Source organism: Streptomyces sp. SM1, assembly GCF_002910825.1.
Taxonomy (GTDB): Bacteria; Actinomycetota; Actinomycetes; order Streptomycetales; family Streptomycetaceae; genus Streptomyces; species Streptomyces okerensis.
Genome location: NZ_NEUB01000748.1, coordinates 29,280 through 51,780 on the forward strand (window position 1 = coordinate 29,280; position 22,501 = coordinate 51,780).

General features: G+C 69.5%; 18 protein-coding genes and 3 pseudogenes. 6 read left to right on the forward strand and 15 right to left on the reverse strand.

All coding sequences use genetic code 11. The features are described 5' to 3' along the window. Nucleotides 1-46: 46 nt before the first annotated feature. Nucleotides 47-490 (reverse strand): MerR family transcriptional regulator, encoded by a 444-nt coding sequence (locus B9S61_RS22400; protein WP_103543872.1) that lies wholly within the window; start codon nucleotides 488-490, stop codon nucleotides 47-49. Nucleotides 491-739: 249 nt separating this feature from the next. Between B9S61_RS22400 and B9S61_RS22405 the strand changes: the two genes are divergently transcribed. Further along, on the forward strand, nucleotides 740-1,480 hold the full coding sequence (locus B9S61_RS22405) for a spermidine synthase (protein ID WP_103543873.1): 741 nt from the start codon (nucleotides 740-742) through the stop codon (nucleotides 1,478-1,480). 114 nt (nucleotides 1,481-1,594) lie between these two features. Here B9S61_RS22405 and B9S61_RS22410 read toward each other — a convergent pair whose 3' ends face one another. Then, nucleotides 1,595-2,377 (reverse strand): hypothetical protein, encoded by a 783-nt coding sequence (locus tag B9S61_RS22410; protein WP_103543874.1) that lies wholly within the window; start codon nucleotides 2,375-2,377, stop codon nucleotides 1,595-1,597. Nucleotides 2,378-2,487: 110 nt separating this feature from the next. Beyond that, nucleotides 2,488-3,102: a TetR/AcrR family transcriptional regulator gene (locus tag B9S61_RS22415; RefSeq protein ID WP_103543875.1), complete on the reverse strand. Its 615-nt coding sequence runs from the start codon at nucleotides 3,100-3,102 to the stop codon at nucleotides 2,488-2,490. 110 nt (nucleotides 3,103-3,212) lie between these two features. On the opposite strand from B9S61_RS22415, the gene B9S61_RS22420 reads away from it, so the two are divergent. Beyond that, nucleotides 3,213-4,652, forward strand: coding sequence for an MFS transporter (locus B9S61_RS22420; RefSeq protein ID WP_258039791.1), 1,440 nt, complete (start codon nucleotides 3,213-3,215; stop codon nucleotides 4,650-4,652). On the opposite strand, the pseudogene B9S61_RS22425 reads toward B9S61_RS22420, so the two are convergent. Beyond that, a pseudogene (locus B9S61_RS22425) lies at nucleotides 4,649-5,824 on the reverse strand (ABC transporter ATP-binding protein); the annotation flags it as partial. The gene B9S61_RS22420 and the pseudogene B9S61_RS22425 sit on opposite strands and share 4 nt — an antisense overlap. Nucleotides 5,825-5,881: 57 nt before the next feature. Between B9S61_RS22425 and B9S61_RS22430 the strand changes: the two are divergent. Both B9S61_RS22430 and B9S61_RS22435 read left to right on the forward strand, forming a co-directional pair. Continuing rightward, entirely contained in the window at nucleotides 5,882-6,562 is a 681-nt protein-coding gene (locus tag B9S61_RS22430; RefSeq protein ID WP_103543878.1) for a TetR/AcrR family transcriptional regulator, read from the forward strand. Between the two features lie 441 nt (nucleotides 6,563-7,003). Further along, the gene (locus B9S61_RS22435) at nucleotides 7,004-7,552 is read left to right on the forward strand and encodes a restriction endonuclease (protein ID WP_258039792.1); all 549 of its coding nucleotides are present in this window, start codon (nucleotides 7,004-7,006) and stop codon (nucleotides 7,550-7,552) included. 38 nt (nucleotides 7,553-7,590) lie between these two features. Here B9S61_RS22435 and B9S61_RS22440 read toward each other — a convergent pair whose 3' ends face one another. From B9S61_RS22440 to B9S61_RS22455, 4 genes are all read right to left on the reverse strand, one after another. After that, on the reverse strand, nucleotides 7,591-11,343 hold the full coding sequence (locus tag B9S61_RS22440) for an AAA domain-containing protein (RefSeq protein ID WP_103543880.1): 3,753 nt from the start codon (nucleotides 11,341-11,343) through the stop codon (nucleotides 7,591-7,593). Continuing rightward, nucleotides 11,340-11,756, reverse strand: coding sequence for a hypothetical protein (locus B9S61_RS22445; protein ID WP_103543881.1), 417 nt, complete (start codon nucleotides 11,754-11,756; stop codon nucleotides 11,340-11,342). The genes B9S61_RS22440 and B9S61_RS22445 overlap by 4 nt, the downstream gene beginning before the upstream one ends. Before the next feature lie 144 nt (nucleotides 11,757-11,900). Then, nucleotides 11,901-12,812 (reverse strand): hypothetical protein, encoded by a 912-nt coding sequence (locus B9S61_RS22450; protein ID WP_258039793.1) that lies wholly within the window; start codon nucleotides 12,810-12,812, stop codon nucleotides 11,901-11,903. Between the two features lie 893 nt (nucleotides 12,813-13,705). Beyond that, nucleotides 13,706-14,535, reverse strand: a protein-coding gene (locus B9S61_RS22455) for an IS5 family transposase (protein ID WP_374936235.1) whose coding sequence is annotated in 2 segments (ribosomal slippage) — nucleotides 13,706-14,185 and nucleotides 14,188-14,535 — 828 coding nt in all. Because the reading frame shifts where the segments join, the coding sequence is not laid out codon by codon here. Nucleotides 14,536-14,647: 112 nt separating this feature from the next. Between B9S61_RS22455 and B9S61_RS22460 the strand changes: the two are divergent. Beyond that, nucleotides 14,648-15,437 (forward strand): annotated as a pseudogene (locus B9S61_RS22460) (IS5 family transposase). A gap of 75 nt (nucleotides 15,438-15,512) precedes the next feature. On the opposite strand, the gene B9S61_RS22465 reads toward B9S61_RS22460, so the two are convergent. From B9S61_RS22465 to B9S61_RS22490, 6 genes are all read right to left on the reverse strand, one after another. Continuing rightward, the gene (locus tag B9S61_RS22465; RefSeq protein ID WP_103543883.1) at nucleotides 15,513-16,376 is read right to left on the reverse strand and encodes a cytochrome c biogenesis CcdA family protein; all 864 of its coding nucleotides are present in this window, start codon (nucleotides 16,374-16,376) and stop codon (nucleotides 15,513-15,515) included. A gap of 7 nt (nucleotides 16,377-16,383) precedes the next feature. Beyond that, nucleotides 16,384-16,974, reverse strand: a complete 591-nt coding sequence (locus tag B9S61_RS22470; protein WP_103543884.1) for a redoxin domain-containing protein — start codon at nucleotides 16,972-16,974, stop codon at nucleotides 16,384-16,386. 90 nt (nucleotides 16,975-17,064) lie between these two features. Continuing rightward, nucleotides 17,065-17,508, reverse strand: a complete 444-nt coding sequence (locus tag B9S61_RS22475; RefSeq protein WP_258039794.1) for a Crp/Fnr family transcriptional regulator — start codon at nucleotides 17,506-17,508, stop codon at nucleotides 17,065-17,067. A 266-nt stretch (nucleotides 17,509-17,774) separates the two neighbouring features. Beyond that, complete coding sequence (locus B9S61_RS22480) at nucleotides 17,775-17,984, reverse strand: hypothetical protein (protein ID WP_146064917.1); 210 nt, start codon at nucleotides 17,982-17,984, stop codon at nucleotides 17,775-17,777. Beyond that, nucleotides 17,981-19,627: a ricin-type beta-trefoil lectin domain protein gene (locus B9S61_RS22485; protein WP_103543886.1), complete on the reverse strand. Its 1,647-nt coding sequence runs from the start codon at nucleotides 19,625-19,627 to the stop codon at nucleotides 17,981-17,983. The genes B9S61_RS22480 and B9S61_RS22485 overlap by 4 nt, the downstream gene beginning before the upstream one ends. Before the next feature lie 250 nt (nucleotides 19,628-19,877). Next, nucleotides 19,878-20,891, reverse strand: coding sequence for a LacI family DNA-binding transcriptional regulator (locus B9S61_RS22490; protein WP_181007481.1), 1,014 nt, complete (start codon nucleotides 20,889-20,891; stop codon nucleotides 19,878-19,880). Nucleotides 20,892-21,097: 206 nt separating this feature from the next. Between B9S61_RS22490 and B9S61_RS22495 the strand changes: the two genes are divergently transcribed. After that, the gene (locus B9S61_RS22495; RefSeq protein WP_103543887.1) at nucleotides 21,098-22,063 is read left to right on the forward strand and encodes a glycoside hydrolase family 6 protein; all 966 of its coding nucleotides are present in this window, start codon (nucleotides 21,098-21,100) and stop codon (nucleotides 22,061-22,063) included. 232 nt (nucleotides 22,064-22,295) lie between these two features. Here B9S61_RS22495 and B9S61_RS22500 read toward each other — a convergent pair. Then, nucleotides 22,296-22,501 (reverse strand): annotated as a pseudogene (locus B9S61_RS22500) (hypothetical protein); the annotation flags it as partial.

Consider the following 22,501-nt stretch of genomic DNA (forward strand, 5'->3'; position numbering starts at 1 on the left):
GTCCGCCGCCCGACCGCCCCGGACGCCGCACAGTCGCTGCTCATGCTCACCGTGCCGCCTCCCGGCCGGCCTCGTCGGCTTCCATCAGGCGGGCCAGGTAACCATGCAGAGATTGGGCGAAGTCCTCGGCGGAGGCCAGCTGACGCCGGAGGTGCTCACACCTCGCGTCGGCCTCCACCCAGTACGAACGCAGTCGCGTCACCAGTTCGCCATGTACTTGCTCGTCGGTCTCCGGCAATGGCCTGCCGCCATCCGGAAGTTGTTCCAGTACGTCCAGCACGGCGCGGACGTCTTCGAGGCAGAAGCCCAGGGGCCGCATGCGCCGCGCCAGCGCCAGCCGCCGTACTTCGGCCTCGGTGTAGAGGCGGAACCCGCCGGCGCTGCGCTCGCTCGGCGCCACCACGCCGACCTCCTCGTAGTGGCGGATCGTCCGCAGGGAGAGTCCCGTGCGCTCGGACACTTCGCCGATCTGCATCAGCCTTCCGCCCATGGACTACCGCCTCACTCCGGATGTCGGCGCCCTCGCCGGCTACGAACTTACCCTCGCGTCAGGGTAAGTTCGCAAGAGTGAAACGAGGCCGACTCTCGCGCTCGAGCCAACGGCCGGATCCCCGGCCGCCATCGGTACCTGCCGTAGCGTCTGCCACGCAGCCCGCGTTGGCTGCCGCGTCGTCAACCACTGCACCATCCCGGCGCATACGACTCACCGGCATCGAGGCGATGACCGGGAAGGGATTCCATGAGTGTACGTTTCGAGGAGATCGACTGGCGTCCGACACGGCTGGGGGACATCAGCCTGCGGCGGCGTCGGCACCCGGCCTCGGGTGATGACGTGTACGAGGTCAAGCTCGGCGACGAGTTCCTCATGTCCAGCCTCTTCACCGAGGGCGAGATCGCCCTCGCCCGACTGGGTCTGGCAGGGACTCCCGGCGGCGACCTGGACGTCGCCGTAGGCGGACTCGGCCTCGGATACACCGCCCGGGCAGCATTGGACGACGCGCGCGTGCGCTCGCTGATCGTCGTGGAGGCGCTGGGGGAAGTGATCGGCTGGCACCAGCGCGGGCTTGTGCCTCTGGGTGACGCCCTGACGTCGGATCCCCGGTGCCGCATGGTGAACGGCGACTTCTTCGCCATGGCCGGCGACTCTCAAGGACTCGATCCGCAGGAACCCGGTCGCCGCTTCCACGCCATCCTGCTGGACATCGATCACTCACCGCAGCATGTCCTCCATCCGGGTCACACCGCGCTCTACCAGCCTGCGGGACTGCGTGCCCTCACGGACCGCCTCTATCCCGGCGGTGTCTTCGCGCTGTGGTCGAACGACCCGCCCGACGAACAGTTCGGCTCCGCACTCGCGCAGGTCTTCGCCGAACACGAGGCGCACGTGGTGACCTTCGACAACCCTCTGCAGGGCGGCACCGCAACCAACACGGTCTATCTCGCGAAGACGGACCCGGCATCCTCTCCCGTGCAGGAGTGACCCCAGACGGTAAGGCGCGCTCGTCCCAGTGAGGCGGCCCGCGCACCATCAGGAGCCGGCCGGCCGGTCTCCCCCTCCCTCGGTGAGCAGGTCGAAGGCTCGTCGTATGCCTGCTCAGCGCAGACCGGCGGCCGGGTCGGTGACGAGCCAGCCACGGGCGCCCCAGAAGTCGACCGCCCGGCAGATGGTGCCCACCGCCCGCCTCGAGCGGTCACTCCCGTCGGCCCAGTGGCCGTTGCACCAGTCGGCCAGTTGCCGGGCGGCGCCGTCCGTGTCCAGCACGCTCAGCCGGTTGTGGGAACCCAGGTGGGTGCCGAGCAGCAGCATGGCGGTCGCGTCGGCCTGGCCCGACGCCTCGGTCATGAAGGCGCTGATCGCCTGCCGCACGGTGGGCACCACGGGAGGCGGTGCCGTAGGCGTGGTCTTCCGGCGACCCGACCGCGACCTGGGCCTGGGCGTGCCCTCCGCCGCCCGCTTCGGCTCGGTCGAGGCCACTGCTTCCCGCGCGGGCGCCGCCGGTGGCGGCGTCTTCCCCTCCGTCGGCGGCGTTGCCCGCGTCACCGGCTCATGCCCCCCGCCGTTGAGGCAGAGTGCGACGTAGTCGCTGGGGACGGGTACGTTCTCGGCGATGGAGGTCTGGAGTGCTTCGGCGTCGCAGACCCGGCACAGCGGCAGCTCGCGCCAACCGATGATCGACAGCTGGGTACCGCGCGAATAGCGGGTCATAGCCTGCGGGCGGTGCACGATGTCCGTACCGCCACAGCCCGCGCAGCGAGGACCGCCACGCATCCACCGGGCCCCGCACCTCAGACAGGTGACCTTGATGTCGCCCTCGACCGGCTCGCCGCGCAGCTCCTCGCTCTCTCCGCACGACGGGCAGTCCGCTACCCCGGCCATGGCTCGTCCTCCCTCGCATGCGTACTGCGGAACTCCTGAAGAGTCTACGGTGACGTAAGGGTTGCCTCGGCGGGTAGGGCTCGGCTCAGCAGTACGCCTGCCGCTGCGGGTCAATGCGCCTCGGAGGACGTGAACAGTCGGTCGAGGTGATACCCCAGCAGTTGCGTGGCGGCCTGCGGGGTGCGCTGACCGACCATGACACACGTTCCGAGTCCGTGGCTCAGGGCAAGCAGCCGTGCCGCCTCGGCGTACGGATCGGCCACTGCGTCGAGCACGCCGTCGTTCTGTGCCTGCCGCAACAGCTCGGCGAGCTGTGCCTCCAGTCGGTTCGGCCCTTCGACGAAGGGCTGGGCAGCCAGCTCCGGGTCGGTCATCGCCAACATCGCGCAGGACGTCCACAGCAGGTGGAAGGTGCGGCTCGCCTCGTCCGTGGGCAGGGCCTCGGCGAGCAGGGCCTCAACGCGCTCACGCGGGGACGGCGGGTCCTGCCCGGTGGCCAGGCGGGCCGCCCAGCGGTCGTGACTGCGTTCTTCCAGATGCCCGAGCGCGGCAAGCAGCAGCTGGGCCTTGGTCTCGAAGTAGTACTGCACGAGCCGGACCGATACGCCCGCCTCCGCGGCGACCGCGCGCATCGTCACGGCATGGAGGCCGGTGCGGGTGGCCAGGCGGATGAGGCCGTTGATGATCTGGGCTTTGCGCTGCGCATGGTCAGCGGTCCTCGGCACGCTCGCTTCACCTTCCCGCGCGGTTTTGGTACGCCGTATCATAACGTCTGCCAGGTCCATTGAAGGTGACCGCACATGACCGGTGAGGGACTCGGGAGGGGCTGGGTGACGTGACGCAGGAGTACGGGGCGTCCGAGGGAAGCACGGTGCGGGCCGCCCCCGCCGTAGGGCGCCGTCGCGCGGCATGGATACTTGGTCTGGCCTGTGCTGCGCAGTTCATGGTGGTGCTGGACGTTTCCGTGGTGAACGTCGCCCTGCCGTCGATCCGCACCGCCCTCGGCTTCACGACGGCGGACCTGTCGTGGGTGGTCAACGCCTACGGGCTCGCGTTCGCCGGACTCCTGCTGTTGGGCGGTCGCCTCGCGGACGTCCTGGGGCACCGGCGGGCCTTCGTGCTGGGGCTGGCACTGTTCTCCGGTGCAAGCCTGGTGGGAGGACTTGCCTCGTCACCCGCAGCGCTGATCGCCGCTCGCGCGGTGCAGGGAGCCGGGGCGGCGCTGCTCGCCCCGGCCACCCTGACCGTACTGACCGGGACGTTCACCGAGGGGCCGTCGCGGACGCGCGCGCTGGGCGCCTGGACGGCGGTCGGGGTGGCCGGCGGCGCCGCGGGCAACCTGATCGGCGGCGCGCTGACCGAGTACCTGTCGTGGCGGTGGATCCTGCTGGTCAACGTGCCGATCGGCGCCGCGGGCGTCCTGCTGGGCGGGCGTCTGGTGCCGGGCGGGCGGGACGGTGGGCCCAGGCCGCGCCTCGACGTCGCGGGGGCCTCACTGGCGACGGCCGGAATCGCCGGCCTCACCTTCGGACTGGCGCAGACGAACTCACGCGGCGGGGACGATGCTCTCACCGCCGGGGCGACAGCGGCAGGGGTGCTGGCTCTGGCGGTCTTCGTCCGGGTGGAGGCCCGTGTGGTGCACACTCCCCTGGTGCCCGCGCGCCTCCTGCGGATCCGGTCGGTGGGCGTGGGCAACCTGGTCCTGCTGCTGACGGGGGCCTGCCTCATCCCGATGTGGTACTTCCTCTCCCTCTACATGCAGCAGGTACTGCACTACGGCCCTTTGCGGACGGCCGTGGGCTTCCTGCCGCACACGCTGGTGACCATGGCCGTCGGCGCCCGCCTCGCGCCACGCCTGATGGAGCGCACCGGCCCACGGACCCTGATCGTCACCAGCGCCGTCGTCTCGGCGGCCGGCTTCTGGTGGCAGAGCCGGATCAGCCCCGACAGCGGCTACGTCGACGGGATCCTGGGCCCGGCACTGGTCATCTCGATCGGCAGCGGGCTCCTGCTCACACCGATCACCACCGCGGTCACCAGCGACGTAGCTCCTGCCGACGCCGGGGCGGCTTCCGGGCTGATGAACACCACGAAGCAGGTCGGCGGCGCACTCGGTCTCGCCGTCCTGTCCACGCTCGCCGCCACCGACGGCGTCGGCGTACCGGCACTCACCGCCGGGTACGCGCGGGCCTTCCTGGCCATCGCGGCGGTGCTGACGGTCACGGCCGTCGTCGCGCTCGCCCTGCCGCGCCGCCCCGAGCGGCGGACCGGTTAAGCGAGTTGCGTGGCCACCCGGGCGAACTGGGCCGCGTACAGGCGTGCGTACGCGCCGTCGGCCGCCAGCAGTTCCTCGAGCCGGCCGTGTTCGACGATGCGTCCCTGCTCCATGACCAGGATGGTGTCCGCGTCGCGGATCGTGGAGAGGCGGTGGGCGATGACGAAGCTGGCCCGGTCTGTGCGCAGATCGGCCATGGCGTGCTGGATCAGCACCTCGGTGCGGGTGTCGACTGACGAGGTGGCCTCGTCCAGGACCAGGACCAGGATCGGCGGTTCGGTGAGGAAGGCGCGGGCGATGGTGAGGAGTTGGCGTTCGCCGTCGCTCAGGTTGGCGCCGTTCTCGTCGAGGAGGGTCTGGTAGCCGTCGGGCAGTGTGCGGATGAAGTGGTCGGCACGGGCTGCCGTCGCCGCCGCCACGATCTCCTCGTGAGTGGCGCTGTCCTTGCCGTAGGCGATGTTGGCGGCGATGGTGCCTTCGAAGAGCCAGGTGTCCTGGGGCACCATGCCGATGTGGCGGCGCAGTGCGGCGCGGGGAAGGGCGGCGATGTCGATGCCGTCGAGGGTGATGCGGCCGCTGGTGGGTTCGTAGAACCGCAGCAGCAGGTTGACCAGGGTGGTCTTGCCCGCGCCGGTGGGGCCGACGATGGCCACGGTTTCGTGCGGTGCGACCGCGAGGTCGAGTTTCTCGATCAGCGGCTCGTCCGGTTCGTAGCGGAAGGACACCTGCTCGAACTCGACCTTGCCCGAGATCCCCGGGAGCTGCCGCGGCTCCTGCGGGTCGGGTGTCTGCTCGTCGGCGTCGACGAGTTCGAAGACGCGCTCCGCGGAGGCGACGCCGGACTGCACGATGCTGACCAGGGCGGCGGCCTGGGTGAGGGGGTTGTTGAACTGCAGGGTGTAGGTGATGAATGCCTGGATCTCACCGACGGTCATCGCGCCGGACGCCACTCGCAGCCCACCGCACACGGCGACCGCGACGAAGGTGAGGTGCCCGAGGAAGGCTGTGGCCGGCTGAATGATGCCGGAGAGGAACTGGGCGCGGTGTGCGGCCTCGAAGACACCGTGGTTGCGCTCGTCGAAGACCCGCTGTGCGTCCTCGCCACGGCCGAAGAGCAGTACTTGGTCGTGCCCGGTGAACATCTCCTCGACGCGGGCGCCGAGTTCGCCGGTGTGAAGGGCACTAACGCATCAGAGGCTTCTCCGTACGGAAGGCTTAGGGTGACGTGCATGGCCATCCCGACCTCCGGTTCCGCCGCCGTCAGCAGTGCGGCCGACCGCGCCCTGCCCCTGCGCGAGCGCAAGAAGCAGCGCACCTTCCGCGCCCTGGCCGACGTGGCACTCACACGCTTCACCGAGCGGGGCTTCGACGAGGTGACCCTGGACGAACTCGTCGACGAGGTCGAGATCTCCAAGCGGACCTTCTTCCGCTACTACTCGTCCAAGGAGTCCGCGGCTCTCGCCGCGGAGGCCGAGCTGTGGATCGTCTACGTGGACGAGTTCACGGCGACCGACCTGCACGGCGATGTCCTCACCGCCCTACGGACCGCCCTGACCACCGCCATCACCGGCATGGACGAGGACTGGCCACGCCGCTTCCTGGCCACCCGCCGTCTCGCCGCCGGCCACAGTGGGCTGCGCAGGCACAGCCTCGTCATGGCCAGCCACCACCAGGAGCAGATCGTCGAGCAGCTCGAAGTCAAACTCGGTCGCGATGGCCGGGAGGAGATACGGCTGCGTCTGCTCGGAGAAATTGCCTTCGGCGCCTACCGCGTCGGCGCCAAGAACTGGACGGCCGGCCGCGGTGAAGGCGCCGGCAGCCGCGGCAGGGGCGGTCATGCGACACTCGCCGCCCGCGTGAGCGAGGCGTTCGACACCATCCCCGACGCGATCACCCTGACCACCGGCTGACGGAGCACCGGGCGGACCGCCTCATCGCCGGCCCGGCGGGGATCCGGCGAGGCGTGACCTCTTAGGTACGCTGCCCCAACTTCATCGACACAAAGGTGGACTCGGAGGACAACGCTTCCTGCATCTGTAGGTCGTGATCTTGCTGGTCGGCGCCTCACCGTCCTTCGCGTTGCCTGGAGCACGTTCGCCAGCCTGATCCGGCCAATGGCCGACTCCGCGCTCTACTCGGGCCGGCCTCCGTTGGTCAGACTGCGGAATCGAGGTGGCCGGGGACGGGAGGCAGGTATGGCAGCTCGGCGTGGACGAGGTGCGGCTGCGCGAAAGCGGAGGGCGATCCGGCTGAAGCAGGCGTCGGCGTGTGGGGCCATCGCCATAGCTCTCCTGGTGATGTTCTGGTCGGTAGTCTGGCCCTACGTCACGGGGGTACTACTGCTGGGCTGCGTGGCAGCGGTCGCTTGGTGGCTGTGGCGTACTGACCGGCTGGTGCGCAAGCGGGACCACGCCTGGCGACAGGCCGACATGATCGATGCCGGTCGGCGGACGCTGACCGAGGTGGATGCGATGACCGGTACACAGTTCGAGGAACTGGTCGCGAACCTCTGCCGACGAGACGGGTGCGTCGAGGTACGCCGGGTGGGCGGCGCGAACGACAACGGAGCTGACGTCGTCGGCCGATTGCCAGACGGCCGGAGCATGGTGATCCAGTGCAAGCGGTACGCACCGACCAGCACGATCGCGAGCCGTGAACTGCGGGACCTGCTCGGGGCTCGGGTGCATTTCGGTGCCGACCTGGCCGTGTTCGTGACGACCACGCGGTTCAGTCGGCCGTCCGAGAAGTTCGCGTTGCAGCACGGGATTCTCGCCGTACACCGTGACCACCTGGGGGTGTGGAACGGAGGGGCCTCCTTGATGTCACTCGCCGAGATCAACGGTGCCGGTCAGGGGAACGCCCGGCACCGGACACGCTGGAAGCAGGCGTACAGCGAGTAACCCCCTGTATAGGGGCAGGAGGCAGGGCTGCTGCCTGATCAGCTCCCTTTCGTGTCGTACAGCCGCCACGCCGGCCAGCGGATGGCTTCTTCTTTTTCGCCGCTGCCGCTCAGCAGGTTCCGTCGGTGCAGCGTCAGCCGCAGGTGACGTGCCGCGTCGGCACCTTCCTCTGGCCCTCGGTCGAGCAGTACGGCCCGGGTCGCTGTGCCATCGGTGCCGCGCACCAGCGCATCGGCCGGATGCCCGTGGAGGCTCTCACCCAAGGTGACGGTGGCCCCGGGTAGCCGGGAGAGGGCCTGATAGAGGCGCTTGGACAGGGGGTCGCCGGCCTGGTCCTGTGGCCTGGAGCCGTCGTAATCCGCTGCGTCGAGCAACGCGCCGGCCACACCGCCCCGCTTCCGCCAGCGGTCTTTGTCCCCCACCACGATGAGGTGACTGCGTGCTCTGGTGATGGCGACGTTCCAGAGATTCAGCTGGCCGGCGACCCATTCGACGGCGCCGGGGCGCATGCCCTCCCCGGCGACAAGTGAGAACACCATGACGTCGCGTTCGCCGCCTTGGAAAGTGTGCACCGTACCGACGCGCAGACGCTCCTCGTCATATCGGCTCAACCGACGGCGCAGTGCTTCGGCCTGCGCTGTGAAGGGGGTCACGACGCCGATGGTGGCTCCTGGGGGCAGTTGCTCCAAGAGATACCGGACGCTCGCATCCACTTTGTCCATCTCGACCTCGTTGACCCACGAGCCGCCGTACGGCGACCGGGCGGCCCGTCCGGGCACGTGGGTCCAGATGACTGCCGGACGCGGCAGGGCAGGCCGTCCGCGAGTGTCCGTGAGAACGGTCAGGTCACCGTCGTAGAAGAAGTCGTTGGAGATCGCGGCGATGCGCGGGTGGCAGCGGAAGTGTTCGTCGAGCAGCAGGGTGCCGCCGGCGGACTTCTCGGCGGCGTGGAAGGCGGAGTGGCGCCGGTAGGCAAGGCGATGCTTCTCCAGCCACTCCGATCGCAGTCCGAGTTTCCGTCGGACGAGCGCCTCGCGTTCCGGGCTGATCTTCGCGATGTGCGCCAACTGCATGGCGTCACCGATCACCAGAGCCCGCCGCGCGCGGAACAGCAGCGGCAGAACGTGCGGGATGGCGCACTGGCTGGCCTCGTCGATGACGACGAGGTCGAACAAAGCCGGGCCGGGTGGGAAACGCCGGGCGGAAAGGCTGGTCACCGCCCAGCCGGCCACTGCGGGCTGGGCCTTCTGCCCGTGGGCCCGGCCGAGGACTTCCCGTATGTCGGGCCAGTCGCTGCGGTCGCTGTCCCGTGCGCGGAGCAGGTCGAGGATGCGGCGACGCCCGGCCCGTGCGTGTGCCTGCACAGTGCTGGCGAGAAGGGTGCGCGACGCGGCATGCACAGCCGCCTCGGCGCCGTGCAGAGCTTTGGACAGATGTGTGTCATCGACGGAAGCCACCTGACGGTGCAGGTCACGCCAGTCGGCCTCGGCGGCGGCGAAGCCGGCGAGCGCGAGGCACCCTGCGACGTGATCACCGTCGTACGCGCCGAGGCCGTGCGTACGCAGAAAACGGGTGCGCCGCCAGCGCCCGAGGAACCACGCGCGGGCGAGGCGGCCCGCCTTCTCCTCCATCTCTTTCGGTTGCGTCGGCCCATTGAGTACCTGGTGCAGTTCGGTTACGGCAACACCGAGCTGCCTGGCGTGCTCCTCGCGGGCCTCACCGGCCTGGCGCAGCTGCCGTTCCGTGGTCGCGATATGCGCGAGAGCGTGCCGGTCACGGGCGAGCTGGTCGGCCGACACGTCGACCTCCACGGCGGCGGTGGCCACGTTGGGCGAGGGATCCGCCATGGTCCGCAACTCCTGCAGGGCGGCGATCTCGTGCTCCGCGTTGCTCGTCGCGTTCTTTCGGGCCGAGCCGGTGCGTACGACGCTGCCGGGGACCAGCCTGTCGCACCGACGCCAGACCTCGTCCACGGCCTCGTTGTTCGTGGACGCCACCAGGACAGTCTGCCCGTCGACGATGGCGGTGGCGACGAGATTGGCCACCAGCTGGCTCTTGCCGGTGCCGGGAGGACCCGTGGCAACGGTCAGGCGGCGGGTCATGGCAGAACGGATGACCTCGGCCTGGGCTTCGTTACAGGGCAGAGGCGTCACCAGGCGCTCCGGTTCCGTATCTGCCAGAGCCAGCGCACGTGCGCGCTGGGCGGCGTCGGGCGCGAGGGCGCCGAGGGCGGTCATCTGGATCTGGTCCGTCTGCTTTCCGATGTCCGTGAAGTCGTCGAGGAGCCGCTTCGTGAAGCCGGTTTCGGGAAGGGCCGTGAAGAGGACCGCGGCATTACGGGCACCGTGGCCGGGAGTGTGGACGTCGATACGGTCCGCAAGCTGGTCGGGGCGGAGTTCCTGCACGCACGGCAACTCGAAGTCCTCGGCCAGGAGATTGCGGGCCTCCACTGCCATACGGTCGTGCTGACCCCGGTGCCAGGAGGGCTGGAAGGTGTCCGCGAGCTGAGACGCTTGTTCCTCGCCGAGCCAGTCGACAGCGAGTCGTGGATGTGGCTGAACCGGGCCGTAGGGTTTCAGCCGCACCCCGCCCTCCCCTTGGACGATCTCGACGCGCCGTATGAGCAAGGGGGCGAACTTCGGATGCCGCCAGGAGCGACCGGTGCGCGGCCCCGTCAGGACCACGGCGGGATAGCCCGCCCAGAGCTCGGCGTCCTGCTCGGTCGCCGATTCGATGAGGGCGGCTGCCTCCTCGGGGAGGGCGACGCAGCCGTCGGCATCGACATCGCCCGAGAGGAAGCGTTCCGCCCCGGTCAGGCAGGCGTACGACGCGTTGTGATGCCCCACCTCCATCAGCGGCGTCTCGGTGTCACCGGCCAGGACGCACTCACGGTAGTAGTCCAGGAGGTCGGACCAGGTCGGCTGAGTTACCGCAGACTTCGCGGGGCCGGCTTGCGGCTGATCCGCGGCCTGACGTGGTCGGTGACTCAGCGGTTCGAGAATCGGGGCACGGCCGAGCGGAGAGGCGGCGATCACGATGCGGTCGTCGACACCGTGCGCCGAATGCACCGGTACCTGTCGGCCTCCTCGGGCCCGCATACGCCGGTTGACGTAGGCGAACAGGTCGTCCACCGACACTTCACTGCTGCCGTCCTTGCTGACCTTGCCCGTTCGGAGGGCTTCGATCACCTCGGCGGTGAATGCGGAAGGCTTCACGTCGGCGCCTTGACCGGCATCGGCGTACGAGTCCTCGCCGGCGCGCGAGGACGACAGGACGTAGACGCCCCGACTGGTCAGCAGGGCCGATTCGCCGGACTTGGCCACGGTGCCGTCCGGCTGCTGGTCGGAGGTGCGCAGGCCGACGGCGAAGCCACCGCTGCGACAGCAGTCGATCATCACCACCTTCTGCGGCGCGACGCACTGTTCCAGCAGCTCATTGACGAACCCGGCGCTGACACCGGTCTCGGCCACCCGGTCGAAGTCGGTGTCCCGGGCGACGACGTGGAACTCGCCGCCGTCCCTGACCCGTCTCACACCGTGCCCCGAGACGTACAGCAGTGCCAGTTCGTCCTCGTCGCACGCCGTGAGGAACTCGCCGATGGCCAGTCGCATGTCGTCGGCCGTGAGGTCGGTCTTCGTCTGGATGGAGACGAAGTTGCCGATATTTCGATGCCGCAGAACCTGAGCGAGCCCCCAGACATCCGCCTGTGTGGACGGCAGTGGCGCGAAGCGACCGTCGTCATGGTGCTCGGTGCCGATCAGCAGGGCGCGGCGTTTGTGCAGACGGGTCACGCTGCGCCGTCCTCCGGGCCCGGGCCCTCGCCAGTGGTGGCCCGGGCCAGGAACTCGTGGACCATCCGTTCCTGCGCCGCGTCCGGACGACCTGTGATCTTGACCGAGTTCTCCCCGTAAGACACCTCGACCTTGCGGTGCCGTTCCTTGGCACACCACTCTTTGATCAGGGTGATCAGCACTTGAGAGGCCGGACGGGCGACAGCGGTTGCCGTGGCCGCCCACAGCGCAACCTCGCCCACGCCCGCACCCTTGTGTCCAGGCTCGGCAGACGCTTCTTCGTCGGCGAAGCCGACGGCCAGGCCGTCTGCCGCCCGTAACGTGTCGTACAGGTCCCGGGTGAGGCGCTCTTGCCGAAGCGTGTCGCCGCCCGTGGGCACAACGAGTCGCCACTGGAATCCCCCGCCCTGCATGGGCTCTCCTTGCTGCCGTTCATCGCTTTTCTGCTCTGTGCACGTGACTTTGGCATGAGGTGCGCCTGCGGAGACAGTCGTGGAAGAGCGAGGGTGACGGCATTCGGCCAGACTCGCTCTTCCCCTCCGGTCGTCGTCCGCCGGTCAGCTCCGCTTCTTGGCCCGGCGCTTTCTGGGCGTCTCCGGCAGAAGGCTCATCGCCATGATTGAGCCGTCTTCACGTAGGGACACAGGTCCGTTCCAGTCGTCCTCGAACCGCGCGGAACGCCAGGACGCGCGCAGGGCGTGCGCCTCTCGCCGGTATTGCTCCACCCGGCCGTCCCGCAGGTGGCGGAAGAGGTTCTCGGCGAGTCCGGAGAACGTCTCGACCCGGGTGCCGTTCAGCCGGAACACATGGTCGGTGCCGACGAAGTTCACCCCGCCGATCTCGATTTCCACGTCCTGGACGATGCCGGTACCGGCATGGGTGAAGCCTTCGAAGTGCCGGCGGCCCTGCCGCTTCGTCAGGTACTGCGCGGTGAGTTCTCCGCCGCCGGTGAAGCCCGTCAACCCGGCAGCTCCCGCACGCGCGAGAGCACGCCGGAACCAGGCGTACTGGTCGGGCTGCACCTGGAATCCACTGACCCTCTGCTCTTCCCCGCCGTCAGGGTCCGGGACGCGGACGTCCGGGTAGATGTTCAGGTCGTCGAGTGCCCGATCGGCGTCCGCAGCCGGATCGTCGGGCGCGAAGGCCAACGCCCCGTCGCCGTTGGCCTGCAAGATGTGAACGGTGATGCCGCGCTGCCCGAGCAACTCGGTCGACGTCACCAGCACCGGCGTCTCGTTCCACGGGCCCACGTGCACCGCTTCCACCTGCGCCGAGGCGCTGGCCAGTTGGGTGTACACGTAGGGAGTCTTCCCATGCATCCCTTTACAGGCGAGGGGGACGACCTTCGACGGCTCGCCCGGCTTCCATGCCTCCAGGAAGAAGTTGGGCCGCTGCCGTACCCAGTCCCTGCGCCGCACGCCCTTGCCCACCAGTGCCCAGCCGGCCTGTAGCGCGATGTCGGCGTCCACGAGGGAAACGCTGTCCCGGACACCGTTTCCGGACTACGCGCTCGGCAACGGCGAGCGCGAAACCAATACCCAGCTCACCGGACTGAACGGTCTTGTAGTGCCGTCGCGGGTTCAGCCCCTCCTCGGACAGCTTCATGTACTTCCCGGAGCTGTCCTCCAACGCCTGGCAGTACTTCAGACACCCCCAGTGCTCGGCCAACCCGCGTCCCGCGCCCTGCCGGGAGAGTACGGTGGCACCCCCGAGGGCATGCAGAACCTCCCACGGCGTCACGGTGACCGACTGCCCTACCTCCACCGCGGGCACTCTCCGCAACTCCGGTTTGCGCCGAACCGGTTCCCGTCCGTCCTCCAGCCGCTCCGTGTCGTCCTTGGCCGCAGCGTCCGCCACGGCGCCGGCCAGAGCGGTGGTCGAGGCGACCTGCACGTGCCAGGGCTTCACCAGGTTTTCGAGTACGACTGACGTGTCCGTCACTGTGTGCTCCCCCTACGACATGCCGGATCTACACGGCAAAGGCGTGACGGTAGAAGGGGTACAAGGGGCGCATACAAGGGGGCATACCTGGCGTTGGCTCATATGGCACTAGAGGGCCAACGTGCGCTGGTCGGACGTGATGCCGGTGCACCTGCGGCTTTCTCTTACGAGGAGGAGTACCCGAAGCGCAGGCCGAAGAATAATAGGGGCTTGATCGCTTCCGGCTGTCGGAGACTGAGAGCTGCCGCTGTTACTCATGGCGGACAGGGCCGGCTCACGAGGAAGCGGTTCTGAACGATTACGCCGACCAACGATGCGGGATCATCAGGATGAAGCTTCTACCGGTGGGCGCACCATGTCACCGGGGTAACTGTAGTCCCCTGACATTTCGTCGGGTTCAGAGATGTATGAAAATCCGAGCTCAAGAGGATGTCTCACGTGGTGATCTGGCGAGTCTCTTGTAGCAGGTGAGGGCTGCGGCGAGGCCGAGGAAGGCGAGGAAGTGGCTGCCCTTGCGTTCGTACCGCACGGTGAGGCGGCGGTAGCCGAAGAGCCAGGCGATCGACCGCTCGATCTTCCAGCGGTGCCTGCCGAGGCGCTCGCCGGACTCGACGCCGGGGCGGGCGATCCGGGGGACGAGGTTGCGGTGGCGGAGCCAGTGCAGGTGTTCCGCGGAGTAGTACGCCTTGTCCGCGCGGATCTTCACAGGCCGCCTCCGGCGGGGTCCGCGCCGGGAGCGGACAGCGGGTATACCGAGGATCAGCGGCTTGAACGCCTGACTGTCGTGCAGGTTCGCACCGGACACCGCGACAGCCAGCGGCAGGCCCTGGGCCTCGGACAGCACGTGCAGTTTGCTGCCCTTCTTGCCGCGATCGACCGGATTCGGCCCGGTCGGCGAGCCCCCCTTTTCGCCCGCACCGACGCGGCATCGACGATCGCGGACGACCAGTCCAGCTCACCCCTGGCGCCGAGTTCATCCAGCACGGCCCGGTGCAGCCTGCGCCACAACCCGGCCTCGGTCCACACGGCGAACCGGCGGTGCGCGGTGGCCGGCGAAACACCGAACGACCCCGGCAGATACCGCCACGCGCACCCGCTCGTCAGCACGTACACCACGGCCGTGAACACCGCCCGCTCGTCCACCGGAGCCGTACCGCCACCCTGCGGACGGGACGTGAACCTCGGCAACAACGGAGCGGTCAGCTCCCACAGTTCGTCCGGCACAAGCCGACGCGACAGATCAGCACCCACGGAACAGCATCATGCCGCATCAGTGAACAACCACGTGAGACATCCTCTAAGACCGTGTCCTACGTGGTGAGGCGTCGTTGAACTCGACATGGGGCGGGGTACGTGAAGTTGAATTGTTCCGGACGGGTTGTGGGAGATCGCGAAGCCGCTGATCTCGCCGTCGAAGGTGCGGCCGCAGGGCGGCGGAACACAGGACACTCCTGATGAGACGCTGTTCGCCGCGATCATCTACGTCCTGGTGTCCGGCTGCGCCTGGCGTGCGTTGCCACCCTGCTTCGGGATATCGAAGTCGGCCGCCCATCGGCGGTTCCTCATCTGGTCGAGAGCCGGTGTCTGGGGCCGGCTGCACGAGGCCGTGCTGCATCGGCTCGACGACGCCGGCCTCCTCGACGTCACCCGCGTCGTCCTCGACACCGCCCACGTGAGGGCGAAAGAAGGGGCGAACACACAGGTCCGAGCCCCGTGGACCGGGCAAGCCGGGTTCCAAGATGCACATCCTGCCGGACACGAACGGACTGCCCCTCCTCGTTGGCGTCTCGGCCGGCAACACCCACGACAGCGAAGGGCTGAAGCCGATGGTGGAGGGTCACCAAACGAGACACGACCCCCACCGCGGCCGGTACTTCAAGCCTCAGCGCCTGCGCGCCGACAAAGCCTACGACCGGGCCGACCTGCGCAGATGGCTGCGAGGGAAGCGGATCGGCGTGCGCATCGCCCGCAAGGGCATCGAGGCCAGCGAGCGATCAGGGCACCGCCGCTGGGTGATCGAACGCACCATGTCGTGGCTGTCCGGCTACCGCCGCTTGAGTCCTCGCTACGAGCGAGATCCCCGCAACTACCTGGCCTTTCTCGGCCTCGCCGCCCTGTGCTGCTACAAACGACTCATCCGCCTCACCACGTAGGACACGGTATAAGGGTCGCCGACACGGCCTCTCCAGCAGGGGGAGGTGATCCTCCTCGTGTCCGGGAGTCCTTGATCACGGTTGGAAGCCGGTGTGCCGGCTCGTGCGCTTGCGGCGCCGGATCACCAATGTGACGAGGAGCAGGAGGACGAAGAGTACGACGATCACGGCCGGACCGGCGGTGTCCAGGGTGTCGGCAACGGCTCGCTGGACGGTGGCCGCCGTGTCGATGACGGGGTCGGTGGTGGTGGGGTTGCGCAGGGCGCGGATCTCGTACCAGCCGTAGTAGGCGACGTACGCGCCGACCAGGAGGAGCAGACCGCCGCCGAGCCGGGGGGCGATCGCGCCGAGGCGGCGCAGCCGGGTGACCGCGGTGGTGCGGGTGAGGGCGACGGTCAGGGAGGCAGCGCCGACGATCAGGCCCATCCCGGCGGCGTAGGCCGCGAACAGGGCGATGCCTTCCGCGGTGGAGCCGCTGCGGAAGGCGGAGACGACGATGGCGAGGAACGGGGCGATGGTGCAGCCGAGGGAGGCGGTGGCATACGCCATGCCGAACAGCGCCATCGAGGGCACGGAACGCGTGACGGCGGGGGCGCGGCGGAGTTTCGGGGCCAGGGTCGGCAGTTGGCGCCCGGCGAGGAGCCATGCTCCGGCCGTGGTGATGAGCAGGCCGAAAGCGATGGTGAACCAGGGCAGGTGCTCCTGGACCTGGCCGGCGACGGGCTGGATGACGAGTCCGAAGACGCCGAAGAAGGCGGCGAAGCCGGCGGTCATCGCAGCGGTGGCAGCGAGCGCCCGGCCGACGGCGACGGTGCGTCTGGGGCTGTCGTCGCCCAGGACGAGCAGGGAGAGGTAGGCGGGCAGCAGGGCGAAGCCGCACGGGTTGACGGCGGCGAGCATTCCGGCGCCGAGCGCGAGGGCGAGGGGCAGGTCGGCCATGGCGGGTTCAGCCGGTGAGGGCGGCGACCTTGTCCGCCAGTCCCTTGCCGCCGGGGAGCACGCCCTCGTAGACGGTCCTTCCGGTCTGGTCGAGGACCACGTAGAAGCTCTGCTGGGTGATCTCGAAACGCTTCCACACCTCGCCCTTCTCGTCGGACAGGTGGGGGAAGGAACCGGTGCCGGTGTCGGAGACGAACGCGCGCATGGCGGCGTTCTTGTCCAGGCCCGCGACACCGACGACGTTCGCCTTGCCCTGCTGGTCGGCGGCGACCTTTGCAGTCTCGGCAGCCTGGCCCTTGCACGTGGGGCACCAAGGCGCCCAGAACCACAGCACGGTGGGCTTGCCCGCGAGCGTCTTCGCGTCGAACGGCTTGCCGTCCACCGTGGTCGCGGAGAAGTTCAGCGCCTCGGGCACCTTCACACCCTGCGACCCGCTGCCGCTGTCGGGGGAGCCGACGGGCGACTGCGCGGGGGAAGACGCCTTCGAGGGGGAGGCGCCCACGTCGCCGGCGGACGCGGAGCCGTCGCCCGAGCCGCATGCGGTCAGGGTGAGAAGGGCGGCAGCGAGGACGGCCGGGAGGAGGATACGGGCACGCAAGGAGAACTCCTGTGAGGTCGGGACCGGTGGCGAGCGTAGTTCGTGGCGGCCCGAGCGGGCAGTGGGCCGGGACCTTACGGATGGGTGACGTCAGCCGGCGGCGTCCTTGAGCCGCTCGGCGTCGAGGACGGTGATGCGCCCGCGGGCCAGGCGGAGCAGGCCGTGTTCGGCGTATTCGCGCAAGACCTTGGTGCAGGTTTCGCGGGAGGTGCCGGCGAGGGCGGCGAGCTGTTCGTGGGTGAGGGCGATCTGCGGGTGGCGCCCCACCGGCCGCAAGGGGCCTGCCGGGGGCTGGGCGCTGGTCAGGGTGGTCAGCGTGGTGGCGACACGCTGGGCGACGGTTTTGAACACGCTGTCGGGCAGACGCTGTTCGAGGTCGGCCAGGCGGCGGCCGAGGATCGCGGTGATCCGGGCGGCGATCCGCGCGTCGGCCAGCAGCAGCCGGTTCACGTCCGTACGGCTCATCACGCACACGACGGTGTCGTCGAGGGCTTCGGCGTAGTTGTCGTACATGTGCTGTCCGAGCAGGACCATTTCGCCGAAGATGGTGCCCGGGGAGATGATCGCGGTGGTACCTGGTGGAGCGTCCGAGCCAGCCGGATCTGGGCTGCGCTGACGCCGCGGGAGCGGGCGATGGCGTGCGCCTCCGGGCTGTGCCCGGTGGTGGCGCCGGCGGTGCGCCGACGGTCGCGGGCTGCTCGACGACGCACTGCCTCACCACGTCGGGAACCACGGTGACGGCACGACGTCCTGAGCCGGGACCGTGTCCGCCCGGGAGATCTCCCGGGCGGACACGGCGCTCAGCCGCAGGCGGTGCCGTGCAGGGCGCAGGTGCTCGGCGGAAGGGTGTCGCCGGTGTGGGCGGTCGGCCTGGAAGCCGATGCAACGACGCCCGGGGTCCCGCCGCAGCCGGAGCCGGGGGCGGCCGTGCCGGCGGATGCGGCAGCCGTGCGGGAGGCCGTGGCCCGGGTGTTGTCGCTCCGGCCGTGGCCCAGTGCCGTGTCGCTCACGCGCGGGTCCACTTCTGGTTGGCCTGGCCGTTGCAGGTCCACAGCACCAGCGGGGTCCCGTTGGCGGTGTCGGCCCCGTTGGCGTCGAGGCACAGTCCGGAGTGGACGTTGCGGATCGAGCCGTCGGAGCCGACGGTCCACTTCTGGTTGTTCTGGCCGTTGCAGGGCCAGGTGATGACACGGGTGCCGTTGGTGGTGCCCTGGTTGTAGGCGTCCAGGCACTTGTCGCCGTAGACGCGGATCTCGCCGCCCGCCCATGTGGTCCACAGCTGGTTGGCGGCCGTGTGGCAGTCCCACAGCAGAGTCGCGGCGCCGGCGGCCGTGGAGGCGTTGTCCACGTCCACGCAGCGGCCGGACGCGTTGCCCCGCAGGCGTGAGGTGGTGGCGGCCAGCGGGCTGCCGCCGCTCACCCGGTACGCGGCGACGCCGTGCGCGGGGACGCTCGCCGAGATCTGCCCGGACGTGCTCGACGTGCCGCCGGTCCACAGGTCGGTGAGGGTGAACGGCCCTCCGCCCAGGCCGATCTGGGCAGCCGTCGTGGTGACCGTCGCCGCGCTCCCGCCCCGGTTGAACAGCCCCACCGCGACCGCACCGTCCGCCAGGGGCTTGGCGAACACCTCGATGTCGCCGTCGTCGCGCACCCTGCGGCCGCCCGCTCCCTGGGAGTCCTGGTTCACCGCCAGCAGGCGCGGGTTGCGCAGGATCGCGCTGACGTCGGCGGACATCGTGCGGATGTCGTTGCCGGCCATCAGCGGGGCACTCATCAGCGCCCACAGGGCGAAGTGGGAGCGGGACTCGGTCAGCGACAGGCCGGGGCGGCCGACGACCAGCATGTCGGGGTCGTTCCAGTGCCCCGGGCCGGACTGTGCGGCCAGCGGCGCGTTGACGTCCAGGACGTTGCCGACGCCCATCGGGTAGCTGTTGGTGATGCCGTTCTGCCAGATGTCGAGCAGGTCCTCGGTCGTCCGCCACAGGTCGGCGACCTCGCCCCAGTTGTACGTGGACCCCGTGATGGCGTGGAAGCTGTTGGGGTTGATGCTGTAGACGATCGGCCGACCGGTGGCGCGCAGGGCATCGCGCATCAGCTTGAACCGCGCGACCTGCTCGTCACGCGTGCCGCTCGAGGAACACCAGTCGTACTTGAGGTAGTCGACCCCCCACGAGGCGAACGTGGCGGCGTCCTGGACCTCGTGGCCCCTGCTGCCCGTGGAACCCGGGTACGTGCCCACGGTCTGCGCGCAGGTGCGCTCGCCCGGCACCTGGTAGATGCCGAACTTCAGGCCCTTGCTGTGGATGTAGTCCCCGAGGGCCTTCATCCCGCTCGGGAACTTCGTCGGGTTGGCCCGCAGGTTGCCCTGCGCGTCACGCTGCGGGTCGAACCAGCAGTCGTCGACCACCACGTACCGGTAGCCGGCGTCCCGCATGCCCGAGGACACCATCGCGTCGGCGGCCTGGCGGACCTGGGCCTCGGTGATCCCGCACCCGAAGCTGCTCCAGCTGTTCCACCCCAGCGGTGGGGTGAGCGCCGGACTGCCCGGCGCGGCCGTGGCGGTGGACTGCGCCGAGGCCGTCACGGACGCGGTCACCGTCAGCACGGCGGCCGTGAGGAGGCGGAACAGTCGTCCGCCTGATCGTCTGGGCACCGGGACTCCTTCGGCGGGGAAGAAAGGAGAGAAAAGAGTTCGAAATTTCGATCGCCGTTCGGAAACTTCGGATGCCCCACGGATACTAGAGAGGCGACCGACCATGTCAACACCGACTCCGCGCCAGACACTTCGAACCCTTCGCATCGGCGCACGACTCACGCGAGAAAGGGTTGACGGGGTACGCCAACCTCGCCTCTGCCCCGACGATGCACCACTCCGGGGCCCGCCCCTTCCGGACAGTGAGGAGTCAGGCGCTGGCCCGGACGGTCAGGCGGGTGGGGAGGACCAGCGGGGTGGGGTCCTGCCCGTTGACGAGCGCGACGAGCATGCGCGCCATCTCCCGTCCGAGAGCCTCCACAGGCTGATGGACGGTGGTGAGCGGTGGATCGGCGATCCGGGCGACCGTCAGGTCGTCGAAGCCGACCACGGCGACGTCGGCGGGGACCCGCCGGCCGGCCTCCCGCACGGTGCGCAGCGCTCCCGCCGCCATGTTGTCTTTGGCGGCGAACACTCCGTCCACGTCGGGGTGTTCGGCCAGCAGCGCGGTCATGGCTGCGGCTCCGCTGCGCTCCGTGAAGTCCCCCTCCAGCGGCGGGAACGGATCGAGACCGGCGCCCAGCATGGCGTCCCGGTAACCGCGGTACCGGGCGCGCCCGGCCTCGGTGTCCAGACGCCCGCAGATCACGGCCACGCGCCTCCGGCCGAGTGAGACCAGATGCTCGGTCGCCTCGCGCGCTCCGCCGACGTTGTCCACGTCCACGTACCACCGGGGAGCCGGACCGACCGGGCGCCCGCCGAACACGACGGGCATCTGCGCCTCATCGGCCATCCGGGTCAGCGGATCGTCCTCGCGCAGCGCCATCAGCATCACACCGTCCGCGCCCCTGGACCGCAGGAGCTCCTCGACCCGCTTGCGGCCTCGGTCGGAAGCGGCCAGGCACAGCATCAGATGCAGGTCCGCCTCGTCCAGGGCGGCCGACGCCCCCACGATCACCCGGGCGAAGAACGGATCGGCGAAGATCGACGGATCCTCTCCCGAGACGATCAGGGCGGCCGCTCCCGTCTGACGGGTGGCCAGCGCGCGGGCGGTCGGATTGGGTACGTAACCGAGTTGCCGCACGGCCCGTTCGACAGCCTCACGCTTGGCGCGGCTGACGTGCGGGGCGTTGTTGAGGGCGCGGGAGGCCACGGAGCGGGAAACACCGGCGCGTTCGGCCACCTCGTCGAGCGTCGGATGCCGACGCGGCGCTGCTTCTGCCATGGCTCGAAAGTCTTCCACAGGCGCGGAGCGCTCAGGGACGCAGCTATGGGACCGCTTCCAGTTCAGTGCCCCACGGGACCTATGCCACCTGTGAAAGTCCAATGTTGCGCCGACTATTGACACCCCAACCACTCACCCAGACGATTGGGACCGCTTCCAGTGGGAGCGCTCCCAAAGCGCACATCCTCTGAAACCGAGGTACTGTCTTGAGCCGCAGACTCCGCACCCTGATGGCAGCGCTCTGTGCTCTGCCGCTGGCGTTCGCCGCCGCACCGTCCGCCCACGCGGCCGACCCCACCACCATGACCCAGGGGTTCTACGTGGACCCCGACTCGAGCGCGAGGCGGTGGGCGGCCGCCAACCCCGGCGACGGCCGGGCCGCCGCGATCAACGCCTCCATCGCCAACACACCGATGGCCCGCTGGTTCGGTTCCTGGAGCGGCACCATCGGCACCGCGACAGGTGCCTACGTCGGCGCGGCGGACTCCCGGGACAAGCTGCCCATCCTCGTCGCCTACAACGTCTACCACCGTGACTACTGCGGCGGGCATTCCGCCGGCGGAGCCGCCTCGCCGTCCGCCTACGCCAGCTGGATCGCCCAGTTCGCCGGAGGCATCGCGGCCCGCCCGGCCGTCGTCATCCTCGAACCGGACTCCCTCGGAGACTACGGCTGCATGACCCAGGGCCAGATCGACGAACGCGAGGCCATGCTCACCGGTGCCCTCGCCGAGTTCAACCGCCAGGCCCCCAACACCTGGGTCTACATGGACGCCGGCAACCCGCGCTGGACCGACGCGGCGACCATGGCCCGGCGCCTCCACGAAGCCGGTCTCCGACAGGCCCACGGCTTCTCGCTCAACGTCTCCAACTACATCACCACCGCCGAGAACACCGCCTACGGCAGCGCCGTCAACAACGAACTGGCCGCCCGCTACGGCTACACCAAGCCGTTCGTCGTGGACACCAGCCGCAACGGCAACGGCTCCAACGGCCAGTGGTGCAACCCCTCCGGCCGCCGCATCGGCACGCCCACCCAGACGGGCGGAGGCGCCGAGATGCTCCTGTGGATCAAGACACCGGGCGAGTCCGACGGCAACTGCGGTGTCGGAACCGGCTCCACGGCCGGCCAGTTCCTCCCCGAGGTCGCCTACAAGATGATCTACGGCTACTGATCCAGGACTCCCGCCGCCCACAGGCGACCGGCAGTCCGCCGGGGCGGCGGGCATTCCCCCGGCCACCTCACCGGAGAGGGGCCGACGTGATCCCCCCTTTGAGGGCCTGGACATGCGATCCGTCCGCAGAGCAGTGCGCGACCGCGAGCGGGTGGGCGGGCTCCCGCACTCCGGTTCTGCTCAGGGGACATCCTCTCGGAGGCTCCGGCCGGTTACCGCTGCCCAGCCGCCGTCACCCCGGGCCGAGTTCGACCGTCGTCGTGACCCGGGTGACGGAGGGATTCCTCGGCGCAGAACCGAACCCGAAGCGCACGGGCGGCTCGACGGGTGCCTTCGCCCCGAGGTCCGCGCCCCCGTAGGCGGCCGAGACGGCACGGATCGGCAGCAGGTCCCGGGCGCCGTACCACTCCCGGCGGCCCTGCCCGGCGCTGCCGCGGG

Bases quoted from the DNA above. Each gene is read 5' to 3' on its own strand.
- B9S61_RS22400 (WP_103543872.1), bottom strand. From the start codon at position 490: ATGGGCGGAAGGCTGATGCAGATCGGCGAAGTGTCCGAGCGCACGGGA.
- B9S61_RS22405 (WP_103543873.1), top strand. From the start codon at position 740: ATGAGTGTACGTTTCGAGGAGATCGACTGGCGTCCGACACGGCTGGGG.
- B9S61_RS22410 (WP_103543874.1), bottom strand. From the start codon at position 2,377: ATGGCCGGGGTAGCGGACTGCCCGTCGTGCGGAGAGAGCGAGGAGCTG.
- B9S61_RS22430 (WP_103543878.1), top strand. From the start codon at position 5,882: ATGGCCATCCCGACCTCCGGTTCCGCCGCCGTCAGCAGTGCGGCCGAC.
- B9S61_RS22445 (WP_103543881.1), bottom strand. From the start codon at position 11,756: ATGCAGGGCGGGGGATTCCAGTGGCGACTCGTTGTGCCCACGGGCGGC.
- B9S61_RS22465 (WP_103543883.1), bottom strand. From the start codon at position 16,376: ATGGCCGACCTGCCCCTCGCCCTCGCGCTCGGCGCCGGAATGCTCGCC.
- B9S61_RS22475 (WP_258039794.1), bottom strand. From the start codon at position 17,508: ATGGTCCTGCTCGGACAGCACATGTACGACAACTACGCCGAAGCCCTC.
- B9S61_RS22490 (WP_181007481.1), bottom strand. From the start codon at position 20,891: ATGGCAGAAGCAGCGCCGCGTCGGCATCCGACGCTCGACGAGGTGGCC.